A 24,684-nucleotide genomic window follows, 5' to 3' on the forward strand; every position below is an offset into this window, starting at 1 on the left:
AATGGAAATTTTTAAATATATGGAAACTTACGATTATGAGCAAATGGTGATCTGCCAAGATAAACAATCTGGACTAAAAGCAATTATCTGTATTCACGATACGACACTAGGTCCTGCACTAGGCGGAACAAGAATGTGGACATACGAGACAGAAGATGCAGCGATTGAAGATGCACTTAGACTTGCTAAAGGCATGACTTATAAGAACGCAGCTGCAGGATTGAATCTTGGCGGTGGAAAAACAGTAATCATCGGTGATCCAAAGAAAGACAAAAATGAAGAAATGTTCCGTGCGTTCGGTCGTTATATTCAAGGACTTAATGGACGATATATTACAGCAGAAGATGTAGGTACAACGGTTGAAGACATGGACCTAATCTACCAAGAAACACAATACGTTACGGGTGTATCACCTGCTTTCGGTTCAAGCGGTAATCCATCACCAGTAACAGCTTACGGTGTATATCGTGGTATGAAGGCGGCCGCAATGGAAGCGTTTGGTACAGACTCTCTAGAAGGAAAAGTTATCGCTGTTCAAGGTGTTGGACATGTTGCTTATACACTATGTAAACACCTTCACGAAGAAGGCGCATCTTTGATCGTTACAGATATCAATAAAGAAGCTGTGCAACGTGCAGTTGAAGATTTTGGCGCAAAAGCTGTTGAAATCGATGAGATCTACAGCGTAGATTGCGATATCTTTGCTCCTTGTGCACTAGGAGCAATTATTAACGATGATACGATTCCACAGATTAAAGCAAAAGTTATTGCAGGAGCTGCAAACAACCAACTTAAAGAAACGCGTCACGGTGATGCTATCCATGAGATGGGAATCGTTTATGCGCCAGATTATGTAATCAACGCTGGTGGAGTTATTAACGTAGCAGATGAGCTTAACGGCTATAACCGCGACCGTGCTATGAAAAAAGTAGAAACGATCTATGACAACATCGCGAGTGTTATCGAGATCTCTAAACGTGATAACATTCCAACATATCTCGCAGCAGATCGACTTGCAGAAGAGCGTATCGAACGCATGAGAATGTCTAGAAGTCAGTTCTTATTAAATGAAAGACATATCTTGTCTAACCGATCTCGTTAAGAGTTCGTATCAATGGAGGTTTGAAACGTGCATCAAAAAGAATTTCGCATACTAGTGATCAATCCGGGGTCAACCTCTACTAAGATTGGAATTTTCGATAACGAACGGCCAGTATTTGAAAAAACGATCCGTCATGATACAGAAACTATCCATTCGTTTGATTCTGTTATTGATCAGTACACTTTTAGAAAAGAAACGATCTTAGAAGCTTTAGACTACGAAGGCATCAATATTTCAAAACTGAGTTGTGTAGTCGGCAGAGGCGGTTTGTTAAGACCGATCGAAGGTGGCACGTACAGCGTTAATGAACCGATGCTAAAGGATCTGAAAAATGGTTACGCTGGTGAACACGCGTCGAATTTAGGTGGAATCTTAGCATTTGAAATAGCAGAAGGTCTGAATATCCCATCTTTTATCGTAGATCCAGTTGTTGTCGATGAGATGGATGAGATCGCAAGAATTTCGGGTGTTCCTGAAATGGAAAGAAAGAGTATTTTTCACGCGTTGAATCAAAAGGCTGTTGCGCGTCGTGTTGCGAAACAGTTGAATAAATCTTATGAAGCTCTTCGTCTTATTGTCGTTCACATGGGCGGAGGAATCACGGTAGGTGTCCACAAGGATGGCAGAGTGATCGATGTAAACAACGGACTGCATGGAGAGGGACCGTTCTCTCCTGAACGTGCAGGCACTGTTCCGATAGGTGATTTGGTATCACTCTGCTTCTCTGGTGAATATTACGCAGAAGAAGTGATGAAGAAGCTTGTTGGACAAGGTGGTCTTGTTGCCTATCTTGGAACAAACGATGCCAGGACCGTTGAAGAAAGAATCGAGAACGGTGACAAAAAAGCCGAGCTTATCTATGACGCGATGGCTTATCAAGTCGCAAAAGAGATCGGATCAGCAAGTACCGTTCTTTATGGACAAGTTGATGCGATCATCTTAACAGGCGGTCTCGCATTCGGAAAAGAATTTGTTAAGAAGATAACAGACCGAGTTGAATGGATTTCTGATTGTATCATTCAGCCGGGAGAGAATGAGCTTCAAGCGTTAGCAGAAGGTGGCCTTCGTGTATTAAGAGAAGAAGAAACAGCAAAGGTTTATCCTAAAGGAAAAACGATTGCTAAAGTGTCACTGGATTAACTAACAGCAAAAGGAGATATGAGCGATGTCAAAAGACTTTGATTTGGTCATATTGGGCGGAGGGACTGGCGGCTATGTAGCTGCCATCCGAGCTGCTCAATTAGGAAAAACCGTTGCAGTTGTTGAAAAAGGAAAGCTTGGAGGTACTTGCTTACATAGAGGATGTATACCGAGTAAAGCTTTATTAAGAAGTGCTGAAGTATACAAAACAGCCAAAAAAGCTGCAGACTTTGGTGTTGAGATTGAAGGAATCGGCTTGAACTTTTCCAAGATGCAAGAACGTAAGCAATCCATCGTAAATCAACTACACATGGGTGTACAAAGTTTGATGAAAAAAGGAAAGATCGAAGTCTATGAAGGAATCGGACGTATCCTAGGGCCATCCATCTTTTCTCCGATGCCAGGTACAATATCAGTTGAGTTTAATGATGGTACAGAAAATGAGATTCTAATTCCGCAGAACGTAATTGTTGCAACAGGGTCTAGACCACGTTCATTACCAGGATTAGAGATCGACGGTGATCTTGTTATGTCTAGTGATGAAGCACTTGAGATGGAGAACTTGCCATCATCAATCATCATCGTCGGCGGTGGAGTAATCGGGATTGAATGGGCGTCTATGCTCAATGATCTTGGAGTGGAAGTAACAGTACTAGAATATGCTGACAGAATCGTACCGACAGAAGACGAAGAGATTTCGAAAGAGGCTGCGCGAGTTCTCAAGAAAAAAGGGATCAAGCTCGTAACAAGTGCAAAAGTCCTTCCTGATACATTAGAAAAAGGCGAAAGCGTAATGATTTCAGCTGAACATAAAGGCGAGACAAAACAATTTAGTGCCGAGAAGATGCTCGTTTCTGTTGGACGCATGGCGAACACAGAAGGTATCGGTTTAGAAAATACCATCATAAAAGTTGAAAACGGATACATTCAGACGAATGAATACTTCCAAACCGCAGAGAGCCACATTTATGCGATCGGAGATGTAATCGGAGGACTTCAACTCGCGCATGTTGCATCCCACGAGGGGATCACGGCAGTAGAACACTTGTCTAACCTGCAACCTGAGCCGATCAACTATGATAATATTTCAAAATGTATCTATTCAAGTCCAGAGATGGCAAGTGTCGGTCTTACTGAGAAACAAGCTAAAGATCAAGGCTATAACGTAAAAGTGGGCAAGTTTCCTTTTAAAGCGATTGGAAAAGCTCTTGTATATGGTGAAAGTGATGGGTTTGTTAAGATCGTTGCAAATAAAGACAACGATGACCTTTTAGGCGTTCATATGATCGGACCTCACGTAACGGATATGATCTCTGAAGCCGGCTTAGCGAAAGTTTTAGACGCAACACCGTGGGAGATGGCTCATACCATCCATCCACATCCATCTCTATCAGAAGTATTTGGTGAAGCAGCGTTGGCTGTTGAAGGAAAAGCGATCCATTTCTAAGGAGGTAAAACAAATGGCAGAATTACGTCATGAACAATTAGGCTTAACCAATGAAGATGTAATCCATATGTATAGAACGATGTTATTAGCAAGAAAAATTGATGAGCGTATGTGGCTATTAAACCGCGCTGGAAAAATTCCTTTCGTTATTTCGTGCCAGGGTCAAGAAGCAGCCCAAGTTGGTGCAGCGATGGCTTTAGATAATGAGAAAGATTTTGTGTTGCCGTACTACCGTGACATGGGTGTTGTTTTACAGTTTGGTATGACAGCGAAAGATCTAATGCTTTCTGGTTTTGCAAAAGCAGAAGACCCTAACAGCGGCGGTCGACAGATGCCAGGGCATTTTGGTTCTAAAAAGCTTCGTATCGTAACAGGTTCTTCGCCTGTAACAACTCAAGTTCCTCATGCTGTTGGAATCGCACTTGGTGGAAGAATGGAAGGCAAAGACCTAGTAACGTTCACAACGTTTGGTGAAGGATCTTCAAACCAGGGAGATTTCCATGAAGGAGCAAACTTTGCTTCTGTTCATAAACTTCCTGTTATCTTTATGTGTGAAAACAACAAATACGCGATTTCGGTTCCAATCTCAAAACAGCTCGCGTGTGTGAACGTTTCTGACCGTGCGATCGGTTACGGAATGCCAGGAGTAACAGTGGATGGGAATGACCCACTCGCTGTTTATGAAGCTGTTAAAGAAGCTGCTGATCGCGGTCGACGCGGTGAAGGCCCTACTTTAGTTGAGACAGTAGCGTATCGCTTAACGCCTCACTCATCAGATGATGATGATCGTGCGTACAGAACGCGTGAAGAGGTTGAAGAAGCGAAAGCAAAAGATCCGATTCATACATTTGCTGCTTACTTAAAAGAGAATAGTATCTTAACAGAAGAATTAGAAAAACAGATCACTGATGAGATTCAAAAAGAAGTGGATGAAGCTACAGATTATGCAGAGAACGCAAAATATGCTGATCCTGAAAGCGCACTTCTTCATGTATACGCAGAGTAAAGGGGGAAAACGAAGATGCCGGTAATTTCATATATTGATGCTGTAACACAAGCCATTCGCGAAGAGATGCAACGCGATAAGCGAGTATTTGTAGTAGGTGAAGATGTTGGTGTACGCGGAGGAGTTTTCCGTGCAACGACTGGGTTGATTGAAGAGTTTGGTGAAGAGAGAGTGATCGACGCTCCTCTCGCAGAATCTGCTATTGCAGGAGTAGGGATCGGTGCGGCGATGTATGGTATGCGCCCGATCGCAGAGATGCAGTTTGCTGACTTTATCATGCCAGCCGTTAACCAGATTGTTTCTGAAGCTGCAAAGATCCGCTATCGTTCAAACAATGATTGGACGTGCCCGATCACGATTCGTGCTCCATATGGCGGTGGTGTCCATGGTGCACTTTATCACTCACAATCGGTTGAAGCACTATTCGCTAACGTACCAGGCTTAAAGATTGTTATGCCTTCTACGCCTTATGATGTAAAAGGTCTTTTGAAGTCTGCTATCCGTGATGAAGACCCTGTTCTTTTCTTTGAACATAAACGTGCTTACCGACTGATTAAAGGTGAAGTACCAACTGAAGAATATACATTGCCTATCGGAAAAGCAGATGTGAAACGTGAAGGTGAAGATATTACCGTTATTACATACGGACTTTGTGTACACTTTGCTCTTCAAGCGGCTGAGAAGTTAGAAAAAGACGGAATTTCAGCTCATATTCTCGATCTTCGTACCGTTTATCCATTGGATAAGGAAGCGATCATCGAGGCAGCTTCCAAAACAGGTAAAGTGCTTCTAGTAACAGAAGACAATAAAGAAGGAAGCATCATGAGTGAAGTTTCTGCGATTATTGCTGAAAATTGCTTGTTCGAATTAGATGCACCTGTTCAACGTTTAGCTGGACCAGATGTACCAGCGATGCCATATGCACCAACGATGGAAAAGCACTTTATGGTGAATCCTGACAAAGTAGAAAAAGCCATGAGAGATCTTGCGGCATTTTAACAATAGGAGGGGACTTTAATGGCTACAGAAAAAATTACAATGCCCCAATTAGGGGAAAGTGTAACAGAAGGTACGATCAGTAAATGGCTTGTTCAGCCGGGTGATACGGTAAAAAAATACGATCCACTAGCAGAAGTTATGACAGATAAAGTAAACGCAGAAGTTCCATCATCTTTTTCTGGAACGATAAAAGAGCTAGTTGCTGGCGAAGGAGACACTCTTTCTGTTGGCGAGTTGATCTGTTATATCGAAACAGAAGGAGAAGGCGAGGAAAGTGCACCTGCAGCTTCATCTTCTAAAGAAGAGAAGACTGCAGAAACGGTTTCAACACCTACAGCTTCTTCGAGTACGAGTGCTAGTAAGCCTGCTTCAAACGTTGATCGAGCGGCGAGAGGGCGTTTTTCACCTGCAGTGGTACGTATGGCATCTGAACATGACATTGATTTAGACCAAGTAGAGGGATCAGGACAAAGCGGAAGGATCACTCGAAAAGATCTTCAGAGAATCATTGATTCCGGTGAGATTCCTACAAAAGGTAACAAGCCAGCTACAGAAGATGTTTCTTCTGCAGCACCTGTTTCTTCTGGTTCTCAAGAAACGGCTCAACCGCAACAACAATCTGCGCCAGCATTAAAGCCTGTTGCTATTGATACAATGCCTGGTGATATTGAGATCCCGGTATCGGGTATCCGTAAAGCGATCGCTCAAAACATGGTCCGCTCAAAGCACGAAGCACCTCACGCATGGACGATGGTAGAAGTGGATGTAACCAACTTAGTAGAATATCGTAATTCTGTAAAAGGTGATTTTAAAACAAAAGAAGGATACAATCTTACGTTCTTGCCTTTCTTTATCAAGGCTGTTGTAGAATCACTAAAAGAATTCCCACAGATCAACTCCATGTGGGCAGGAGATAAGATCATTCAGAAAAAGGACATCAACATCTCCATTGCAGTTGCAACAGATGATGCATTGTATGTACCTGTCATCAAACACGCGGATGAAAAGTCTATCAAAGGAATCGCACGCGATGTTAAAGAACTAGCTGATAAAGTAAGAACGAATAAATTAGCTGGTGACGATATGAAAGGCGGAACGTTCACCGTAAATAACACAGGTTCTTTCGGGTCTGTGATGTCAACGCCGATCATCAACTATCCGCAAGCTGCTATCCTTTCAGTAGAATCGATCGTTAAGCGTCCAGTTGTTATGAACAATGGAATGATCGCTGTGCGTGATATGGTTAATCTTTGTCTTTCTCTTGATCATCGGGTCCTCGACGGTCTCGTTTGCGGACGCTTCTTAGCTTCGGTAAAAGCACGTTTAGAGGGTATGACAAAAGAAAACACATCCATTTATTAAAATATGTATTTTTTAGGTTTATGCGGGTTTTATTGCGGGTAGAGATAACTATCAACACCTCCAAACCCCATAACCCCCTAAGAAAAGTGCCGTACATGTTACGGCATTTTTCTTTTTTATATGTCAGAAATTGAGTACAATAAGAAAGAAAGGAGCTGAATACGAATGAATTTTCAATTTAATCTTTTTAATGATGTAGTAGAGACGGCTCGTAAAGAAATGGTAGAGGCTGGCTATACGCAGCTATTTAAACCAGAAGATGTTGAAGAAGCTTTTAAAAAAGAAGGTACAACACTTGTTATGATTAATTCCGTTTGTGGCTGTGCTGGAGGAATCGCACGCCCTTCGGCTTCATATTCGGTAAAACAAGACGTTCGCCCAGACCATCTTGTTACGGTTTTTGCTGGACAAGATAAAGAAGCAACAGAGACAGCGCGTTCTTATTTTACAGGCTATCCGCCATCATCTCCCTCTTTTGCACTATTAAAAGATGGAGAGATCCAAATGATGGTAGAACGTCATGAGATTGAAGGTCACGAACCGATGGAAGTCGTAAACAAGCTGAGAAGTGCATTTGAAACATATTGTAAGTAGGAATAAGAAGTATGAATGGACGAAAGCTGGCTCGAAATGGAGCCAGCTTTTTTTCTTGCTCTTAAGAAGGGGGTCGAGCATAGAGTTTATGATCGATTCCAGAGATTTATGATCGATCATTGAATGAACACTCATCTATCACAATGACTCTCACTTAAACGAGCCCAAGCCTCTTTTTCACAGCCCACACATGAGACGAATGAAATAATAGCTCCTCAGCTTGATCCATATTCATCCACACTAACTCATGATCTTGATCTAATGGCTCATTTGCATACTCTCCAAAGGAACCTGTATAAAAATACCCATCATTCAATAGATGTTCCCCTTGTCTCGTTCTAAAATATTGCTTTGCATTTCCCAAAAAGTTCCCCATCTTAAATGTATAGCCTGTCTCCTCGATAATTTCTCTTTTCAAACAGACTATTTGATTTTCTCCAGTTTCTATGCCGCCTCCCGGTAAGAATCCTTTTCCATTCTGAACCATAACGGCAATATTTTTATTATCATCCGCGACTACAGCATACACAGCTTCTCGTCTACGATAACTAACATCCTTCATCTTTTCACCAAATTGCAAAATAACCAACCACCTTAGCAGAATGCATATAAATACATTCAGAATTATTAAAATACTTAATTTTGCATATTTATGTGTTAATATTCATTTTAACGAATAAATATAAATGTTTTATACAGGGGGAACTACAAATGAAACGAAATCTTTTTAGCATTTATTTTATCATAGTACTCGCGTTGTTGGCGGGATGTGGTGCGGTTGAAGAAAAGAGTTCTACAAGTACGGGGAGCGATGCGTCAGAGAAGACGTTAGTGATGGCAACCTCTGCTGATTATCCTCCATATGAATACGTGGAAACAGCAAAAGGTGGAGAAATCGTAGGCTTTGATATCGATGTAGCGAATCATATCGCTAAAAAACTTGGTTATAAAGTTGAGATAAAGGACATGGACTTTAACGGGTTGATTCCTGCATTAGACAGCGGCAAAGCTGACTTTGTAATCGCCGGTATGACACCTAATGAAGAACGTAAAAAGACGGTAGACTTTTCAGATGAATATTATGCAGCTCAACAATTGATCGTTACAAAGGATAAAGCGATTAAAAGCGTAGAAGATCTTGAAGACAAAACGATTGGCGTTCAATTGGCTTCCATTCAAGAAAAAGAAGCAGATAAATTATTAAAGGATCATACATTCGAGGTTGTTCAGCGAAACAAAGTTACAGAATTGGTTCAAGAGATGAAATCAAACCGTGTAGATGCTGCAATTATTGAAGATGCAGTAGCTTACGAATTTTTGAAGAAAAATAAAGACCTTTCCTCATTCGCATTGCCAAATACAGACGCTGCAGGATCGGCTATCGCTTTTCCTAAAGATAGTGAGCTAACAAAAGAGTTTAATGCAGAATTAAAGAAGATGAAAGAAGACGGTACATTGGACAAGCTTGTTGAAAAGTGGTTCGGTGTTAAAAAATAGAGAAAGAGAGTGGTAGGCATGAACTTGGATTTTGCCCAGCTCGTGCCTTCTATTCCGTATATTTTATACGGGATATGGGTTACGTTGCAGTTCGTGGCGGTATCGTTAGTACTTGGATTTTTATGGGGAACCGTACTTTCCCTTTTCAAAATAGGTAAGATCAAAGTCTTAAGATGGTTTGCAGATGCATATACTTCGGTCTTTAGAGGAACGCCATTAATTCTTCAGATGCTATTGATCTATTATGCTGTACCTCAGCTGACAGGAGTCGATATTGGCGCATTTTCAGCAGGGGTATTAACATTTGCTCTTAATTCTGCCGCATATATATCAGAAATTATTCGTGCAGGTATCAATGCAGTCGACAAAGGACAGAAAGAAGCTGCCATGGCTTTAGGTGTTCCATACCGCACGATGATGTTGAAGATCATTCTGCCACAAGCCTTTAAGAATATTTTACCGGCATTAATGAACGAATTTATTACGTTAACAAAAGAATCGGCGATTGTATCCGTTATCGGAGCGCTTGATATTATGAGACGGGCTCAAATCGTAGGGGCAAGCAACTATCGCTTTTTTGAACCCTTGTTATTAGCGGGTCTTGTCTATTATCTATTAGTAATGATGTTAACGTTGGCTGGTCGAGTTATGGAGAGGAGGCTTGCTAAGAGTGATTGATGTTCAAGGTTTGAAAAAGAATTTCGGAAAGAACGAAGTATTAAAAGGAATAACGACTTCAATTAAAAAGGGAGAAGTTATAGCTGTGATCGGGCCTTCAGGTTCAGGTAAGTCTACGTTTCTCCGTTGTTTGAATCTGTTAGAAACACACGATGAAGGTTCGATTTTGGTAGAAGGTAAGGATATTAACGCGATGGAACTTCATCTTCGTAAAAAGGTAGGAATGGTGTTTCAGCATTTCAATCTTTTTCCTCATCTAACCGTTTTAGAGAATGTTACATTCGCACCGCAGCAAGTATTAAAGATTTCGAAAAGTGAAGCTGAGAGAGAGGCTTTAGATCTCCTTAAAACCGTTGGATTGAGTGATAAAGCGAACAGCTATCCATCTAACCTTTCTGGCGGACAAAAACAGCGTGTGGCCATAGCGAGAGCACTTGCTATGAAACCTGAAGTTATGCTTTTTGATGAACCAACTTCAGCTCTAGATCCAGAGATGGTAAAAGAAGTGCTTCAAGTAATGAAGAACCTCGTCAAGCTTGGCATGACGATGGTCATTGTGACACATGAGATGGGCTTTGCAAAAGAAGTTGCCGATCGTGTTCTGTTCATGGATGATGGGAAATTAGTAGAAGATCAAGTGCCAGCTATTTTCTTTGAAAATCCGAAAACAGATCGAGCTAAAGCTTTCTTAGAAAAAGTGCTATAATGCTTAAAAAAGGACTTCTTAGCTGAAGTCCTTTTTCGTTTTTTGAATTTCATTGAAGTATGGAATAATGGAATAAGATGCAGAACGAGATGAGAAAGAAGGCATTCATTTTATGAAATTTACAATTGGCTATCGAACAGTAAAGACTGCAATCGGAGCAGGTCTTGCTATCGCCTTAGCAGAGTGGCTAGGGTTAGACTTTTATACGTCTGCTGGTATACTCACTATTCTTTGTATAAAGATTACGAAGAAGCGCTCGATCATCTCTTCATGGGAAAGGTTTGCCGCTTGTATACTCGGAATAGGATTTGCGAGTGCGATCTTCTCACTTATCGGCTATCATCCTTACGCACTAACCATTCTTTTGATCCTATTCATTCCAACACTCGTATCCCTAAACCTGAAGGAAGGCATCATCACATCGTCAGTTATCATCCTTCATTTATACACTCTTCAAAAAATCACATGGGAAATCGTGCTCAACGAATTTAGTATCATCGTAATTGGTATAGGAATGGGACTAATCATGAATCTCTACATGCCTTCGGTGGAAAAAATACTGTTAAACATGCAGAAGGAACTCGAAAAAAGATACAAGATCATTTTTCATGAATTTCATCTATATTTAGCACATGATAAACACGAGTGGGACGGTAAAGAGATTACAGAATGTGCAGATCTTATCTCTAACGCAAAAAGCATTGCCTTTCGTGACATTGAAAATCATTTTCTACGGTACGAAAACCAGTATTATCACTACTTTAAGATGAGAGAAAAACAGTTTGAGATCATTCAGCGAATGCTACCGATCATTTCTTCCATCGATAAAACATATGTTCAGTGTGAAAAACTAGGCAGCTTCTTCGAGCGCCTAAGCGCTGCTGTTCACCCAGGAAATACAGCCGTTTTGTTTTTAGATGAACTAGAAAACATGAGACAAGAATTCCGGGAGATGCATCTTCCAAAAGACAGAGACGAATTCGAAACACGCTCAAAACTCTATCAGCTACTCCAAGACATTGAGGATTACTTGATCATCAAAAGTAAATTTAAGAAGTAAACGCAAAGTTTTGATTGTATTATTTTCATTCCTGTTTCACTTTCAACATAGACATTGTCATCTTTTTTTACTTCTCTTCATTGAAAAGTCGATCGGAGTGTAAGGTGCGAGACTCCTGGGGGATCAGCGGGGCAGGTGAGACTCTTGATAGCGCAGAGCGCTAAGAGGCTCACCGCACGCCCCCCGGAAAGCGAGCACCTGAAACGGAGATCGACTACCCTCATCTGCTAAAAGAAAAAAACAAAAAAGCAGCTCATGACTTCCCCTGCATTTACAAATACTAAGTAAAAAATGACAGGGTGATAAAGATGGGAAAACTCATATTAGCTTTTATCTTGTTATTTTCACCAATATGGCCGATCGGAGACGCACATGCCTTAGGAGACCCTTATTTAATCATTAACAAAACATCCAACAGACTTGCATACGTTGAAGATGGGACCATTAAAGAAATCTACAAAGTAGCAACAGGAAAGTCGAAAGAACTAACGCCAGAAGGCGAGTTTACAATCACGGTAAAAGCTGTGGATCCTTATTATCGAAAAAAAGATATTCCAGGTGGCGATAAAACGAATCCACTCGGCACACGATGGATCGGTTTTGACGCAAACGGAACGGACGGTCGCACCTTTGGAATACATGGAAATAATAATCCATCCGCCATCGGAAGATATGTTACGGCAGGATGTATTCGTATGTATGAAAAAGATGTTCAGAAGCTTTATAGCAAACTAAAGATAGGCACAAAGATAAAAGTGATCCACTCACAAAAAAGCTTTGATGAGATTATAAAACAGTAATCATGTAAAACCCCCAGTTCAAGAGAACTGGGGGTTAACGTTTTTATAAGAAAAAAGCGACTCCTGTTAAAAGACTGCTTAGAACGAGACAAATAATCATTACATAGACAATCGTTTTTATTAATTTTTGATTCAAAGCCTTTACCCTCCTATAAACATTTCCATCTTAATTGTATCTTGTTTGGAGGGCAGAAACAAGAAATCCTAAGATACCAATTTGCAAATTTAGTCGAAAATTTGCGCTATCAAGCAGGAAAAAGCGCTTACAAAACGAAAGATGTTATGTTGAGACTATTTTTCTTTGTTAAACAGGAGGCTTCTAATGGACAAACAACAGCGTATAAAAGAGTGGCAAGAAAAGACCGAACAATCAATGAATAGATTTCCCGAACGAAAAGAGAGGTTTCATACTTCATCTGATATAGAGGTTGAAAGGCTGTATGGTACAGAGGAAGAGCATTATCCGATGGAATCACTAGGGCTTCCAGGAGAGTATCCATACACGCGTGGTTCTCAATCTACCATGTATCGTGCAAGGTTCTGGACGATGAGACAATACGCAGGGTTTGGTTCTGCTGAAGAAACGAATAAACGTTTTCGCTATCTACTTGATCAAGGGCAAACCGGGCTTTCTGTAGCATTCGACCTTCCTACACAGATCGGGTATGACTCTGATCACTCAATGTCCCGAGGGGAAGTAGGAAAAGTGGGGGTAGCGATAGACTCCATCGAAGACATGGAAGCACTTTTAAAAGATATTCCGCTCGATAAGGTAAGTACTTCGATGACGATCAACGCACCGGCCTCTGTCCTGCTCGCTATGTATATCGCTGTTGCTGAGAAGCAGGGAGTAGGTCCAGAAAAGCTCTCAGGAACGATACAGAATGATATCTTAAAAGAATACATCGCACGTGGTACATATATTTTTCCTCCAAAGCCTTCAATGCGATTGATTACAGATATCTTCGGCTATTGTCAGGAATTTGTACCAAAGTGGAATACGATCAGCATATCTGGTTATCACATTCGAGAAGCTGGAGCGAATGCCGCACAAGAACTTGCTTTTACGATCGCAAATGGGCTCGCATATGTGGATGCTGCGATAGAATCCGGGTTGAAGATTGATGATTTTGCTCCGCGGTTAGCTTTTTTCTTCAACGCTCATAACCAGTTCTTTGAGGAAGTTGCGAAGTTCAGAGCAGCTCGTAGAATGTGGGCTAAGCTCATGAGAGAACACTATGGGGCTAAGAATCCGAAGTCATGGCAGCTTCGTTTTCATACCCAAACAGGTGGCTCGACCCTAACTGCGCAGCAACCGGATAACAATATCGTACGTGTTACAACGCAAGCACTATCAGCCGTCCTAGGAGGAACGCAGAGCCTTCATACGAACTCAAGAGATGAAGCACTTGCTCTTCCTACAGAAGATTCGGCTCGAATCGCTCTTCGTACTCAGCAGATCTTAGCTCATGAGACAGGTGTGGCAGATACCGTAGATCCACTTGCGGGTTCTTATTATGTCGAACATTTAACAGATGAGCTGGAACGAAAAGCAAACGAATATATTGAAAAGATCAATCAGATGGGTGGCGCGGTTGCAGCGGTTGAACAAGGATACATGCAGCGGGAGATCCACCATACGTCCTATGAAACACAAAAAAAGATCGAGAATGGCCAAGAAATCATCGTCGGCATGAACAAATTTAGTATTGAAAATGAACCTCAGCCCGAATTATTAAGAGTTGATCCGACTTTAGGAGAGAAACAGAAAGAAAAGCTGCAAACACTGAAAGCAAAGAGAGATCAAAACCGAGTGAGCGCTCAGTTGGATTCATTACGTGCTGCAGCTAAAGGTGATGATAACTTAATGCCGATCATCGTTGAGTGCGTGAAATCATATTGTACGATCGGAGAAATATGCGGTGTGCTTCGAGAAGAATTTGGAGAGTACACAGGCGTCTAAAAATAGAGAGGAGTGGAGAAACGATGAAGAAAACAATTCGTGTTTTAATTGCAAAACCAGGACTCGACGGACATGACCGAGGAGCTCTTGTTGTTTCTCAAGCACTAAGAGATTATGGAATGGAAGTCATTTATACGGGGTTAAGACAAACACCAGAACAAATAGCTGCTGCCGCTGTCCAAGAAGACGTGGATGCGATCGGTTTATCTTGTCTGTCAGGCGCACATAACGAACTTTTTCCAGAAGTGATGAGACTTCTTCATGAAAAAGGAGCAGATGATATTATCGTTGTCGGTGGTGGGGTAATTCCATGGGAAGACATTCCTTTCTTAGAATCCAAAGGCATACAAAAAGTTTTCACGCCAGGAACTCCGACGATCGAAACAGCCAAATTTATCGAACAAGCGGTATATGAACGTGATGGGATTACAGAAGAGGTGTTTTCAGGAGTAGCGCCAGAACGGATTGATCATATTGGAATCGCTGTAAAATCTTTAGATGAAGCGCTCCCGTTTTATGTGAATGTTCTAGGATTAACACTTGAAGCGATTGAGGAAGTTCCTTCACAAAAAGTGAAAGTAGCTTTTATAAAGATCGGAGAGACGAGGTTAGAACTGCTTGAAGCCTTAACTTTAGAAAGTCCTATCGCACAGTTTATTGAAAAGCGGGGGCAAGGTGTACATCACGTTGCTCTTGGCGTTACAAACATACAAGACCGCATTGATGAGATGAAATCAAACGGGATCAAGATGATACATGACGCTGCTGTTCCTGGCGCAGGTGGGGCTTCAGTTGCCTTCATGCATCCTTCTTCTACACATAAGGTTTTGTTTGAGCTTTGTGAGAAGACGAAAAGTAAGGAGGAAGCAAAATAATGGACATCTATGACAAGATTAATGAGCTTTATGAAAAGAAAACAGAGATTGAATTAGGCGGCGGTGATGACCGCATCGATAAGCAGCATGATCGCGGAAAGTTAACGGCACGAGAACGCATCGATCTTTTACTAGATGAAGGTACGTTTGTTGAACTGAATCCTTTCATGGAGCACCGTTCACATGACTTTGGCCTTTCTGGGATGAAAGCACCAGGAGAAGGTGTAGTAACGGGCTACGGAAAGATTCATGGCCGTCCTATTTATCTGTTCGCTCAAGATTTTACGGTATTTGGCGGAGCTCTTGGAGAGATGCACGCGAAAAAAATCGCTGCAGTTATGGATCTTGCAGCTAAGAACGGAACTCCTTTTATCGGTTTGAACGATTCAGGAGGTGCGCGTATACAAGAAGGTGTCATGTCGCTTGATGGCTATGGCCATATCTTTTATCGAAACAGCATCTATTCAGGCGTGATTCCACAAATATCCGTTATTATGGGACCTTGTGCAGGAGGAGCGGTGTATTCCCCTGCGATCACTGATTTTGTGTTTATGGTGGAAAAGACAAGTCAGATGTTTATTACAGGACCAAAAGTAATCGAGACTGTAACAGGGGAAAAGATTTCTTCGGAAGATCTAGGTGGTGCTGAAGTTCATGGATCTAAGAGTGGGAACGCACATTTTACAGCACCATCTGAATCAGAAGTGTTAGAAGATGTTAGACGTTTAATCTCTTACCTTCCGCAGAATAATAAAGAGAGAACGCCAGTCTTACCTTGGGGAGATGAAGAGGATGATCGCCCTGAACTAACAGAGATCATCCCATTTGATTCAACTAGGCCCTATGATGTAAGAACGGTTATCCAAGAAGTGGTGGATAAGGACTCATTCATGGAAGTTCATGCTCAATTTGCAAGAAATATAGTTGTAGGTTTTGCCAGGATAAAGGGTGAAGTGATAGGATTAGTATGTAATCAGCCAAAAGTCATGGCTGGAGGACTAGACATTGATTCTTCAGATAAAGCATCGCGTTTTATCCGTTTATGTGACTCTTTCAATATTCCGATCATCACGTTTGAGGATGTAACAGGATTCTTTCCAGGGGTAAAACAAGAGCATGGCGGTATTATCCGTCATGGAGCAAAGATTCTTTATGCGTACTCAGAAGCGACTGTTCCAAAGATAACAATCATTCTTCGAAAAGCATATGGCGGTGCATATGTAGCTTTAAACAGTAAATCTATCGGAGCAGATTTAGTATTTGCATGGCCGAATGCTGAGATCGCTGTTATGGGGCCACAAGGAGCTGCGAATATCATCTTCGCCAAAGAGATCGAACGAAGCGAAGATCCTGAAGCGACAAGGGCCGCGAAGATCGAAGAGTATCGTACGAAGTTCGCTAACCCTTATATCGCTGCAGCAAACGGGATGGTAGATGATGTTATTGATCCGAGAGATACGAGAATCAAGTGTATTCAGGCGCTTGACATGCTGCGCAACAAGAGTGAAGACAGACCTTACAAAAAGCATGGAAACATACCACTATAAAAAGCGAGGGATACATAAATGGTAAATGCAGACCGTTTGTTAAACGAATTTTTAGAGCTTGTTCAAATTGACTCTGAGACTAGACACGAGAAAGAGATATCAATCGTTCTTAAAAAGAAATTTGAAGAGCTTGGTGTTGAAGTTTATGAAGATGATGCTGAATCAACGACAGAGCACGCAGCAGGAAATTTAATCTGTACGTTAAAAGGAAATAAAGAAGGCGTTGACACGATCTATTTCACTTCTCATATGGATACAGTTACTCCAGGTAACGGGATCAAACCTTCAATAAAAGATGGATATGTAGTAACAGATGGAACTACGATTCTTGGAGCGGATGACAAAGCAGGTCTTGCTGCTATGTTTGAAGCGATTAAAGTACTAAAAGAAGAGAATATCTCTCACGGTGATATTCAATTTATCATTACGGTAGGAGAGGAATCTGGCTTGGTTGGTGCAAAGGCAATGGATGCGTCAAAAATCACAGCTAAATACGGTTTTGCCCTAGACAGTGATGGTCCTGTTGGAGATATTATTGTAGCTGCTCCTACACAGGCTAAAGTTCGAGCGAAAATCTATGGAAAATCGGCACATGCAGGTGTTGCTCCTGAAAAAGGCGTTTCAGCTATCACGATTGCAGCTAAAGCGATCGCTCGCATGCCACTTGGCAGAATTGATGAAGAAACGACAGCAAACATCGGCCATTTTCATGGTGGAGGTACAGGAGAGCAAACGAATATCGTTTGTGACACTGTTTTCGTACTAGCTGAAGCGCGTTCATTAATCAACGAGAAAATGGAAGTTCAAACAGCAAAAATGAAAGAAGCGTATGAATCAGCTGCTGCAGAATTAGGCGGACGTGCAGAAGTTGAAATCGAAGTAATGTATCCTGGATTCAAATTTGGTGAAGGTGATCATGTTGTAGAAGTTGCCAAAAAAGCAGCTGAGAAGATCGGACGCCCACATAGACTTCTTCACAGTGGTGGTGGAAGTGATGCGAACATTATCGCGGGTCACGGTATTCCAACCGTAAATCTAGCTGTAGGGTATGAAGAGATTCACACAACGAATGAAAGAATGCCGATTGAGGAATTGACGAAGACGGCAGAAATGGTACTTGCAGTCATCGGAATAACAGCAGGCGAATAAGAAAAATGACGAAACTTGGCGGATTTTCGCCAAGTTTTTATTGTTTAATAGGCCTTGTTGCCTGTTTTTGTTGCTCTTTATAACAAAATGTCGCAAAAAGTTGACAGTCACTTTATGATTTATGTAAGATATTTTTATCATGTAAATGAAAATATTGGTAATTTAAAAGAATCTTATTTCGGGGGAGGAAATGGGATGAGTCAACTATCTGACATGCATATGATGGTAAATTATATGCGTGGCGTGTATAAAGTTTTAGAAGAAGATTGGCAGAAAGCTGCAAAAGCCATTGGGTTAACTCAAGCTGAACAACATATTTTATGGATCGTTTCACTAGAACAAGACATTACGATCTCTAAGATCGCTTATTACGGATTGTGGGATGTATCTACAGTGATGCAAGTGATCAAACGACTAAAAGATAAAGGCTATGTGAGACTAGAGAAAAAGAATGATGACCGCCGAATATCTTATGTTTATTTAACAGATGAAGGATTGGTAAAACATAAAGAGTCCACGAGCTTTAACTGCCAAATCTATGGCTTTCTTCAAAAGTGGATGGAAGATGAAAGTAAAAAGGACTTCTATCGAGATCTGGTTCAATTACATAAAGATTTAAACAAACATTTTCATGGTGAAGAATTTGTTGATTGGGTAGAGGATACTGGAAAACGGCTTCACAAGACAAGGTAGATACCTTGTCTTTTTCTTTTGTATAGACCGTCGTTCCTTTTGTTTTTAAACGCTGTTCTAACATATACTAATAGATAAGTTTTGATAAAGGGAGTGTTCATGTGTATCAGTCTCCTGGGTCTAAAAGAAGAATCATATTTCATGTGGACATGAACAGCTTCTATGCTTCAGTCGAAATGGCTGAAAACCCTGATCTTCGAGGAAAGCCCGTTGCGGTAGCCGGTAATGTAGAAGAACGAAAAGGAATCATCGTAACTTGTAGTTATGAAGCGAGGGAAAAAGGCGTAAGAACAACGATGCCTCTTTGGCAAGCTAGAAAACTTTGTCCTAATCTGGTGGTTGTTCCACCAAACTTTGAAACATACAAAATGTATTCATCACGCATGTTTCAGCTTCTGCAGGAATATACAGAAAAGGTAGAGCCTGTTTCCATCGATGAAGGCTACATGGATGTAACAGACTGCCAAGAACCACTTGAAATGGCAAAAGAGATTCAATCAAGATTGTTGAATGAGCTGAACTTGCCATCATCTATCGGAATCGGTCCGAATAAATTTTTAGCTAAAACAGCTTCAGATATGAAGAAACCGCTCGGGATCACTGTACTTAGAAAGAGAGATCTCAGTGAAAAGTTATGGCCGCTGAAAGTGGGAGAGATGCACGGAATCGGTAAGAAGACCGAAGAAAAGTTAAATAAATACGGCATCATGACAATAAAAGATCTCGCAGATGCCGTAGATTATGAACTGAAGCATCGTTTTGGCATCAATGGTATAAAGATGAAAGAACGAGCAAACGGTATCGATACGCGTCCAGTTGATCCTAGTGCGGCAAGTGATTATCGGTCGATCGGCAGTTCTACGACATTGAGTGAAGACCTTATCTCTGTTAAGGAAACAGAGCCTGTTTTTAAAAAGCTTGCGGAAAAAGTATCGTCTCGGCTTAAAACAAAAGGGTATGTAGCGCTAACGATTGCGATCACTATTCGCTACAGCGATCGGAAAACGATCACGAGAAGTAAAATGCTCGCGAACGGAACACAGCATGCAATAGATATCCAAAAAACAGCGGTCGAACTCTTTCGCAGACATTGGAATCAGGAACCTGTTCGTTTATTGGGCATAACTGCTACAGAAGTAGTGGAGAAAGATCAAGCGACTTATCAGCTTGATCTGTTCTCTGTCGAAAAGAACGAAAAAGACGCTCTGCTTCATGATGTATTATCATCGATCGAAAGAAAGCATGGAGAAGGCATCATAAAAAAGGGAAAAAAGTAACAGGAGCTGATCATTTCATGAGATTTAAAAATAGCGTGATGAGAACAGTGATGTTAACTGCTCTTTGCCTCGGGCTTTTTATTCTGTTTGCATCAATCTACGAACAATCAAGAGTAGAAGTTCTTGATGTTTGGGCGATGAAAAATGTGTCTGTTATCCATCAACCTGCTTTAAATGATAGCTTTACGTTCTTGACGAACATCGCTTCGAGACCCTATCAATTCGCCATCTTTTTCTTTTTTGCTGTAATCTGGTTGATCGGTGAAAGAAAATGGATAGAACCGTTCGTGTTAGGCGTTTGTCTTGTCGGAATCCGCTTTGAAAATCAATGGTTCAAAGAATGGTTTGAGAGGGACAGACCAATGTACGATCGAGTTATTGAGATCACGGGTTATAGCTTTCCTAGCGGACATGCAATGATCTCCATCGCTTTTTTTGGTCTGCTTTCTTATCTTCTCGTACAAAACTATTCGTTTTTGTACAGATATCGTAAATTTATATATGCTGTTACGATTCTTTTTATTGGATCAGTCGGTTTTAGCAGAGTGTATTTAGGAGTTCATTATCCTACAGATGTTCTAGGTGGTTTCGCGGCTGGAGGAACCTGGCTCTTAATCTGTGTTTTACTGTATAAGGGGCTGAACTACTTTTTCAAGAAGAATGTGTCATATGAATAGAAAAAGCTGGCTCATTAAAGAGCCAGCTTTCTATCATCGTTCTTACCAACCACGTTCATATTGTTTTGGACTTTCGATCTCTGTTCCAAGATCTTGTGCAGCTGATCGCGGCCAATACGGATCTTTCAAAAACTCTCGGCCGATAAAGATAAGATCAGCTCGCTTGTTTTGTAAGATTTCTTCCGCCTGTCTGCCTGTTGTGATCAAGCCAACAGCTGCTGTTGCGATTTCAGCTTCGTTTTTAATCTTGTCTGCAAAAGAAACTTGATAACCAGGGAAAGTCGGAATCTTCGCTGGTACAACAGCACCTGAACTACAGTCGATAAGATCGACCCCGTCTTCTTTCATCCACTTCGAATAGGTTACAAAATCTTCTGGTGTATTTCCTTCTGGGTGATAATCATTCGCTGAAATGCGAACAAACAGCGGGCCTTCCCATTCTAATCTGACAGCAGCAATGATCTCTTGTAAGAATCGATAGCGATTTTCTTGGCTGCCTCCATAAGAATCATTTCTTCTGTTAGACAGAGGGGAGAGGAACTCATTGATCAAATATCCATGCGCTCCATGAATCTCAATTACATCAAATCCTGCAGTTTTCGCTCTTTTTGCTGCGCTTCGAAATTGATTAACTGTCTCTTCGATCTGCTGAAGTGACATTTCTTCTGGTGTCTTCATTTTTTCAGAAAACGCGATAGCAGAGGGGGCGATGATCGGTCCGTCTATCATAGCCTTGCGTCCTGCATGGGCGATTTGAATCGCTGCTTTTGAGCCGTTTTCCTGAATAGACGAAACAAGTTGAGACAGACCTTCTACATGGCTGTCATCCCAGATTCCTAAGTCTTCAGCACTTATTCTTCCTTGAGGGCTTACTGATGCTGCTTCGGTCATGATCAGCCCGGTCTGACCCGTTGCTCTAGACGTGTAATGAGTCACATGCCAAGGGGTCACAATCCCATCTTGTTCATAACAAGAGTACATGCACATAGGTGACATGACGATCCGATTCTTTAACGTTACGTCACGGATGGTCAATGGTTGAAACAATAACGGTTGAATATGAAACAACTCCTTTTTCTTTGAGAACAAGCTTTTTTAGCATCATAACTTTTCTTTCTCATTGTAAAACGTTTGATCACTATTTTTGAAGAAATCTGCTCTTGGAATGTGGTGGAAGGCTGTTAACAGTTCTCTTGCCAGGATCGGATAGTCAGTTATGATTGCTTCTGCTCCCCACTCAAAAAAATACTTCATCCATTTCTGACTGTTAACCGTATAGGGACGAACAGGAATATTATTTCTTTTAAAGCCCTTCATGATGTAAGGGTGAAGAGATTTATAGTTCGGATGCGCACTTTGTGAACAAACGGCTTTCACATACTCCCACGGCTCAAACAATCCAGAAGAGTATAGAGGAGCCGTCTGTACATAATTGTTCAATCTTCTGATTTTGACTAAACTATAATGATTGAATGACGAGATCACAGTTCGATCCATCATCCCATAGTGATGCAACAATTGAAGTACCTTTTCCTCGAGACCGTTGTATTCTACGATATTGTTTTTTAATTCGATATTAAGCAACATGGGGAGTGGTGTTATCCATTCTAAAAATAGTTGAAGAGAAGGAATGGATTCTTTATTGAATTTTTTTGAAAACCAGCTGCCCGCATCTAATTGTGATAATTCATCATAGGTGTTATCAACAACATAACCTTTTCCATTAGTCGTTCGATCTATCTTCTCATCATGGATGATGACGGGTATACCATCTTTAGAAAGCTGTACATCGAGTTCGATTCCATCAGCGCCATCTTTAAATGCTTTTTTGAATGCAGCCATCGTGTTTTCAGGACAATCCTTGCTAGATCCTCTATGAGCAAATATATAGGTCAAGAATGTAAGCTCCCTTCATAAAAAAAGATATAGACAGTATAAGGTAAATGAAAACGGAGATAAAATGAAAGGCTTCGTGCTTTTTTTAAGCTTTGTCCCTTTTGATAGTTCCAGATGCTCGCTTTCCAAGGAGCAGGCGATGAGTCTCTGCCGCTACGCGCCCTTAGAAGTCTCCACCTGTTTAGTTGCAGTGGCTAGCCTCTAGAGGTCAAAAGTTGAACGAATTCCACATTTCGAACTGACCGCTCGTCCTATAAGCCGGTATCTATCGCTTCAATCACCTCGCATGAAGAAGAGGAAAAAGAAAAATGCCTGCTATTCAACCATTTTATCAAGAGTGTTCTTTTAAGTTATTGTACTTTAGTTTTGACTTACAATCTTAGATTCCTAAGTGCCTCAAACATTAACTATACCCATCCCTGATTTAGGTTGATTGGAGTGTAGGGTGCGAGACTCCTGCGGGACGAGCGGTCAGGTGAGACACTTAGAGGCGCGAAGCGGCAAGTGGCTCACCGGTCGCCCCGCGGAAAGGGAGCACCTGAAACGGAAATCAACCACTTTCATAAGGAACAGAGTTATAGACAGAATGAAAGAAACCCTTCCTGTTTGAAGAGGAAGGGTGAGTTATTTTCTGCGTCTAGAACGCTTCTTTTTTTCTTCTCTGTTGTGTTCTTCCACAGTGGCTCCTTTTTCTGTCAGCCAGTGGATAAAAACAAGCTCTTTGTCAGTAAGAGATCGTTTCGTAAACTTTTCAAACTGAACGCGCAATTCAAGGTATCTTTGGGAAATTTCAACTTCGGTCACACAAATCCCTCCCTAAATCTAGCTCTAGCTTCTACTTAGATGATAAAGAGTAAGTAAAGGGCTTGTCAATTTTTTCTAATCGTCAATTTCTGCAGAGAAAACTAGAGAATTGGTGCAAAATAACGAAAAGGAGTTGGTATGATGAAGATTTTTCTTAAGTTATTCTGCTGGATCATGGCCAGTTTTCTAGTATGTAGTTCACTTTCGTTTACGGTCTCTGCAGAAAGTCCAAGGGTACAAGAACCTGCTTATGCAAAATGGGGCAGACTCGCTGTTTTCGAAACAGGGAAACGCTACCCCGATTATGATATCGTAGATTATTTATATGTTGGGCGAACGACTGCTCAAAATGAAGATATTGTCGAAAGATTTAAGCTGTGGATCAGGAAAGATGCTTCAGAAAAAGGAGTCATTATAACGATTACGTTAACTCCGAACGGTGTATTTAAGGGTATTTCCTTTCAAGAGACAGCCCGTTAACAAATCAGTTCATTCTTCCTAATTCCTCTGATCGTTGCACTGCTTTTTTGATGCAAGCTAAAAAAGCGTCTTGGACTCCGTGTTGGTCCAGTTTACCGATTCCTGCCTCAGTCGTGCCGCCAGGACTGGTTACTTTTCTTCTAAGCTCGATTGGCGAATCTGTTGTTTGTTTAAGCATAAGAGATGCACCTAAAAGCGTTTGAGAGATTAAAGTCTTTGCTTCTTCTTCAGAAAGATTTAATTCTTCAGCCGCTTTTTGCATGGCTTCAGCGATATAGTAAACATACGCTGGACCACTTCCAGAGAGGCCAGTAACGATATGAAGTTTTTCTTCAGGGACAAGAGTAACCGTTCCGATCGTCTCAAACAGCTCGAGAGATTTTTCAATATGAAATGGCTCTGCATAGATCCCTGAGGAGAGTGCAGTAGCAGAATATCCGATCGATGCGGAGGTGTTTGGCATCGCTCTCATTACAGGGTTGTTAAGATGAAGCCAATTTGTTAGCGTTTCAGTGGATATGCCAGCCATAACAGAAATGATCAGTTGATGGCCCTTAACAAACGGCTTGATGGTGTTAACCGCATTGTGCGCATCCTTTGGTTTTACCGCAAGAATAATAATCTCTGCACCAGTGATCGCTTCTTCTATCGTTGAAGCGGGTACTACACCGTATTTAACTTGTAGCTCGTTTACACGTTGTGTATTGCTTCGGTTTTTTATCGTGATCAAATCAGCTTGCCATTTCTCTTTTTTGATCAATCCTTCCATAATGGCCTCAGCCATCGATCCGGCACCAATAAACGTTATTTTTTCTGTTCCCACGGGTGATCCCTCCCAGAATTTTGAGTATAAAAAAACTCCCAGTCCTAAATATAAAGGACGGATGGGAGTGATCCGTGGTACCACCTTTGTTGGCATGATTGCTTGCCCG

Annotated in this window: 26 protein-coding genes and 1 other annotated feature (1 of these 27 only partly in view); of the genes, 20 read left to right on the forward strand and 6 right to left on the reverse strand. The window is 41.3% G+C overall.

Translation table 11 applies throughout. From position 1 onward, the window contains the following. The first annotated feature begins 1 nt into the window (after position 1). From bcd to IHV11_RS05215, 7 genes are all read left to right on the forward strand, one after another. The gene (bcd, locus tag IHV11_RS05185; RefSeq protein ID WP_197130956.1) at positions 2-1,102 is read left to right on the forward strand and encodes a branched-chain amino acid dehydrogenase; all 1,101 of its coding nucleotides are present in this window, start codon (positions 2-4) and stop codon (positions 1,100-1,102) included. Positions 1,103-1,129: 27 nt separating this feature from the next. After that, positions 1,130-2,242, forward strand: a complete 1,113-nt coding sequence (buk, locus tag IHV11_RS05190; RefSeq protein ID WP_197193884.1) for a butyrate kinase — start codon at positions 1,130-1,132, stop codon at positions 2,240-2,242. A gap of 25 nt (positions 2,243-2,267) precedes the next feature. Continuing rightward, entirely contained in the window at positions 2,268-3,689 is a 1,422-nt protein-coding gene (gene lpdA / locus IHV11_RS05195) for a dihydrolipoyl dehydrogenase (RefSeq protein ID WP_197193885.1), read from the forward strand. Positions 3,690-3,702: 13 nt separating this feature from the next. After that, a complete protein-coding gene (locus IHV11_RS05200; RefSeq protein WP_197193886.1) occupies positions 3,703-4,695 on the forward strand; it encodes a thiamine pyrophosphate-dependent dehydrogenase E1 component subunit alpha in 993 nt (330 codons plus the stop codon). Between the two features lie 15 nt (positions 4,696-4,710). Then, complete coding sequence (locus IHV11_RS05205) at positions 4,711-5,694, forward strand: alpha-ketoacid dehydrogenase subunit beta (RefSeq protein WP_197130948.1); 984 nt, start codon at positions 4,711-4,713, stop codon at positions 5,692-5,694. Between the two features lie 18 nt (positions 5,695-5,712). After that, positions 5,713-7,056 carry a dihydrolipoamide acetyltransferase family protein gene (locus IHV11_RS05210; RefSeq protein ID WP_197193887.1) on the forward strand — a complete coding sequence of 448 codons (1,344 nt, stop codon included), beginning with the start codon at positions 5,713-5,715 and terminating at the stop codon, positions 7,054-7,056. 165 nt (positions 7,057-7,221) lie between these two features. Then, positions 7,222-7,650: a BrxA/BrxB family bacilliredoxin gene (locus IHV11_RS05215; protein ID WP_144699187.1), complete on the forward strand. Its 429-nt coding sequence runs from the start codon at positions 7,222-7,224 to the stop codon at positions 7,648-7,650. Between the two features lie 154 nt (positions 7,651-7,804). On the opposite strand, the gene IHV11_RS05220 is transcribed toward IHV11_RS05215, so the two are convergent. After that, positions 7,805-8,230: an NUDIX domain-containing protein gene (locus tag IHV11_RS05220; protein ID WP_197193888.1), complete on the reverse strand. Its 426-nt coding sequence runs from the start codon at positions 8,228-8,230 to the stop codon at positions 7,805-7,807. 131 nt (positions 8,231-8,361) lie between these two features. On the opposite strand from IHV11_RS05220, the gene IHV11_RS05225 reads away from it, so the two are divergent. The 5 genes from IHV11_RS05225 (at position 8,362) to IHV11_RS05245 (ending at position 12,391) form a co-directional block, all read left to right on the forward strand. Next, complete coding sequence (locus IHV11_RS05225) at positions 8,362-9,147, forward strand: transporter substrate-binding domain-containing protein (protein WP_197193889.1); 786 nt, start codon at positions 8,362-8,364, stop codon at positions 9,145-9,147. 18 nt (positions 9,148-9,165) lie between these two features. Next, positions 9,166-9,825: an amino acid ABC transporter permease gene (locus IHV11_RS05230; RefSeq protein ID WP_197193890.1), complete on the forward strand. Its 660-nt coding sequence runs from the start codon at positions 9,166-9,168 to the stop codon at positions 9,823-9,825. After that, positions 9,818-10,531 (forward strand): amino acid ABC transporter ATP-binding protein, encoded by a 714-nt coding sequence (locus IHV11_RS05235; protein ID WP_197193891.1) that lies wholly within the window; start codon positions 9,818-9,820, stop codon positions 10,529-10,531. Before IHV11_RS05230 ends, IHV11_RS05235 begins: the two co-directional genes overlap by 8 nt. Before the next feature lie 112 nt (positions 10,532-10,643). After that, positions 10,644-11,591, forward strand: a complete 948-nt coding sequence (locus tag IHV11_RS05240; RefSeq protein ID WP_197193892.1) for an aromatic acid exporter family protein — start codon at positions 10,644-10,646, stop codon at positions 11,589-11,591. Positions 11,592-11,899: 308 nt separating this feature from the next. After that, a complete protein-coding gene (locus IHV11_RS05245; RefSeq protein WP_197193893.1) occupies positions 11,900-12,391 on the forward strand; it encodes a L,D-transpeptidase in 492 nt (163 codons plus the stop codon). Between the two features lie 43 nt (positions 12,392-12,434). Here IHV11_RS05245 and prli42 read toward each other — a convergent pair whose 3' ends face one another. Beyond that, a complete protein-coding gene (prli42, locus tag IHV11_RS21455; RefSeq protein ID WP_197130929.1) occupies positions 12,435-12,527 on the reverse strand; it encodes a stressosome-associated protein Prli42 in 93 nt (30 codons plus the stop codon). Positions 12,528-12,713: 186 nt separating this feature from the next. On the opposite strand from prli42, the gene IHV11_RS05255 reads away from it, so the two are divergent. The 7 genes from IHV11_RS05255 to IHV11_RS05285 all read left to right on the forward strand — a co-directional run bounded on the left by IHV11_RS05255 (position 12,714) and on the right by IHV11_RS05285 (position 20,572). Then, positions 12,714-14,354, forward strand: a complete 1,641-nt coding sequence (locus IHV11_RS05255; RefSeq protein WP_197193894.1) for an acyl-CoA mutase large subunit family protein — start codon at positions 12,714-12,716, stop codon at positions 14,352-14,354. A 23-nt stretch (positions 14,355-14,377) separates the two neighbouring features. Beyond that, complete coding sequence (gene mce / locus IHV11_RS05260; RefSeq protein WP_197193895.1) at positions 14,378-15,229, forward strand: methylmalonyl-CoA epimerase; 852 nt, start codon at positions 14,378-14,380, stop codon at positions 15,227-15,229. After that, entirely contained in the window at positions 15,229-16,776 is a 1,548-nt protein-coding gene (locus IHV11_RS05265) for an acyl-CoA carboxylase subunit beta (protein WP_197193896.1), read from the forward strand. Before mce ends, IHV11_RS05265 begins: the two co-directional genes overlap by 1 nt. A gap of 18 nt (positions 16,777-16,794) precedes the next feature. Then, a complete protein-coding gene (locus tag IHV11_RS05270; protein ID WP_197130906.1) occupies positions 16,795-17,925 on the forward strand; it encodes a M20/M25/M40 family metallo-hydrolase in 1,131 nt (376 codons plus the stop codon). Between the two features lie 195 nt (positions 17,926-18,120). Further along, a complete protein-coding gene (locus tag IHV11_RS05275; RefSeq protein ID WP_197193897.1) occupies positions 18,121-18,618 on the forward strand; it encodes a MarR family transcriptional regulator in 498 nt (165 codons plus the stop codon). A gap of 101 nt (positions 18,619-18,719) precedes the next feature. Then, on the forward strand, positions 18,720-19,895 hold the full coding sequence (locus IHV11_RS05280; RefSeq protein ID WP_312035225.1) for a DNA polymerase IV: 1,176 nt from the start codon (positions 18,720-18,722) through the stop codon (positions 19,893-19,895). Between the two features lie 17 nt (positions 19,896-19,912). Continuing rightward, positions 19,913-20,572 (forward strand): phosphatase PAP2 family protein, encoded by a 660-nt coding sequence (locus IHV11_RS05285; protein WP_197193898.1) that lies wholly within the window; start codon positions 19,913-19,915, stop codon positions 20,570-20,572. Positions 20,573-20,614: 42 nt separating this feature from the next. Here the strand turns inward: IHV11_RS05285 and namA are convergent, their stop codons facing one another. The 3 genes from namA to IHV11_RS05300 all read right to left on the reverse strand — a co-directional run bounded on the left by namA (position 20,615) and on the right by IHV11_RS05300 (position 23,272). Next, positions 20,615-21,631, reverse strand: a complete 1,017-nt coding sequence (gene namA, locus IHV11_RS05290; protein ID WP_197194921.1) for an NADPH dehydrogenase NamA — start codon at positions 21,629-21,631, stop codon at positions 20,615-20,617. A gap of 42 nt (positions 21,632-21,673) precedes the next feature. After that, positions 21,674-22,468, reverse strand: coding sequence for a glycerophosphodiester phosphodiesterase (locus IHV11_RS05295; protein WP_197193899.1), 795 nt, complete (start codon positions 22,466-22,468; stop codon positions 21,674-21,676). A gap of 624 nt (positions 22,469-23,092) precedes the next feature. Next, entirely contained in the window at positions 23,093-23,272 is a 180-nt protein-coding gene (locus IHV11_RS05300) for a hypothetical protein (protein WP_144699210.1), read from the reverse strand. Positions 23,273-23,410: 138 nt separating this feature from the next. Between IHV11_RS05300 and IHV11_RS05305 the strand changes: the two genes are divergently transcribed. Next, positions 23,411-23,752, forward strand: coding sequence for a DUF3889 domain-containing protein (locus IHV11_RS05305; protein ID WP_231620194.1), 342 nt, complete (start codon positions 23,411-23,413; stop codon positions 23,750-23,752). A gap of 4 nt (positions 23,753-23,756) precedes the next feature. Here the strand turns inward: IHV11_RS05305 and proC are convergent, their stop codons facing one another. After that, on the reverse strand, positions 23,757-24,536 hold the full coding sequence (proC, locus tag IHV11_RS05310) for a pyrroline-5-carboxylate reductase (protein WP_231620277.1): 780 nt from the start codon (positions 24,534-24,536) through the stop codon (positions 23,757-23,759). Between the two features lie 89 nt (positions 24,537-24,625). Continuing rightward, positions 24,626-24,684 (reverse strand) — a binding site (T-box leader); it runs 151 nt beyond the window's last position.

Origin of the sequence: Fictibacillus sp. 26RED30 (assembly GCF_015903845.1) — a bacterium.
GTDB lineage: Bacteria > Bacillota > Bacilli > Bacillales > Fictibacillaceae > Fictibacillus > Fictibacillus phosphorivorans.

Excerpts from the sequence above, each read along its gene's own strand:
- bcd (WP_197130956.1), top strand. The coding sequence starts at position 2 with ATGGAAATTTTTAAATATATGGAAACTTACGATTATGAGCAAATGGTG.
- lpdA (WP_197193885.1), top strand. The coding sequence starts at position 2,268 with ATGTCAAAAGACTTTGATTTGGTCATATTGGGCGGAGGGACTGGCGGC.
- IHV11_RS05200 (WP_197193886.1), top strand. The coding sequence starts at position 3,703 with ATGGCAGAATTACGTCATGAACAATTAGGCTTAACCAATGAAGATGTA.
- IHV11_RS05205 (WP_197130948.1), top strand. The coding sequence starts at position 4,711 with ATGCCGGTAATTTCATATATTGATGCTGTAACACAAGCCATTCGCGAA.
- IHV11_RS05210 (WP_197193887.1), top strand. The coding sequence starts at position 5,713 with ATGGCTACAGAAAAAATTACAATGCCCCAATTAGGGGAAAGTGTAACA.
- IHV11_RS05215 (WP_144699187.1), top strand. The coding sequence starts at position 7,222 with ATGAATTTTCAATTTAATCTTTTTAATGATGTAGTAGAGACGGCTCGT.
- IHV11_RS05225 (WP_197193889.1), top strand. The coding sequence starts at position 8,362 with ATGAAACGAAATCTTTTTAGCATTTATTTTATCATAGTACTCGCGTTG.
- IHV11_RS05230 (WP_197193890.1), top strand. The coding sequence starts at position 9,166 with ATGAACTTGGATTTTGCCCAGCTCGTGCCTTCTATTCCGTATATTTTA.
- IHV11_RS05240 (WP_197193892.1), top strand. The coding sequence starts at position 10,644 with ATGAAATTTACAATTGGCTATCGAACAGTAAAGACTGCAATCGGAGCA.
- IHV11_RS05245 (WP_197193893.1), top strand. The coding sequence starts at position 11,900 with ATGGGAAAACTCATATTAGCTTTTATCTTGTTATTTTCACCAATATGG.
- IHV11_RS05255 (WP_197193894.1), top strand. The coding sequence starts at position 12,714 with ATGGACAAACAACAGCGTATAAAAGAGTGGCAAGAAAAGACCGAACAA.
- mce (WP_197193895.1), top strand. The coding sequence starts at position 14,378 with ATGAAGAAAACAATTCGTGTTTTAATTGCAAAACCAGGACTCGACGGA.
- IHV11_RS05265 (WP_197193896.1), top strand. The coding sequence starts at position 15,229 with ATGGACATCTATGACAAGATTAATGAGCTTTATGAAAAGAAAACAGAG.
- IHV11_RS05270 (WP_197130906.1), top strand. The coding sequence starts at position 16,795 with ATGGTAAATGCAGACCGTTTGTTAAACGAATTTTTAGAGCTTGTTCAA.
- IHV11_RS05275 (WP_197193897.1), top strand. The coding sequence starts at position 18,121 with ATGAGTCAACTATCTGACATGCATATGATGGTAAATTATATGCGTGGC.
- IHV11_RS05285 (WP_197193898.1), top strand. The coding sequence starts at position 19,913 with ATGAGATTTAAAAATAGCGTGATGAGAACAGTGATGTTAACTGCTCTT.
- IHV11_RS05305 (WP_231620194.1), top strand. The coding sequence starts at position 23,411 with ATGATGAAGATTTTTCTTAAGTTATTCTGCTGGATCATGGCCAGTTTT.
- proC (WP_231620277.1), bottom strand. The coding sequence starts at position 24,536 with ATGGCTGAGGCCATTATGGAAGGATTGATCAAAAAAGAGAAATGGCAA.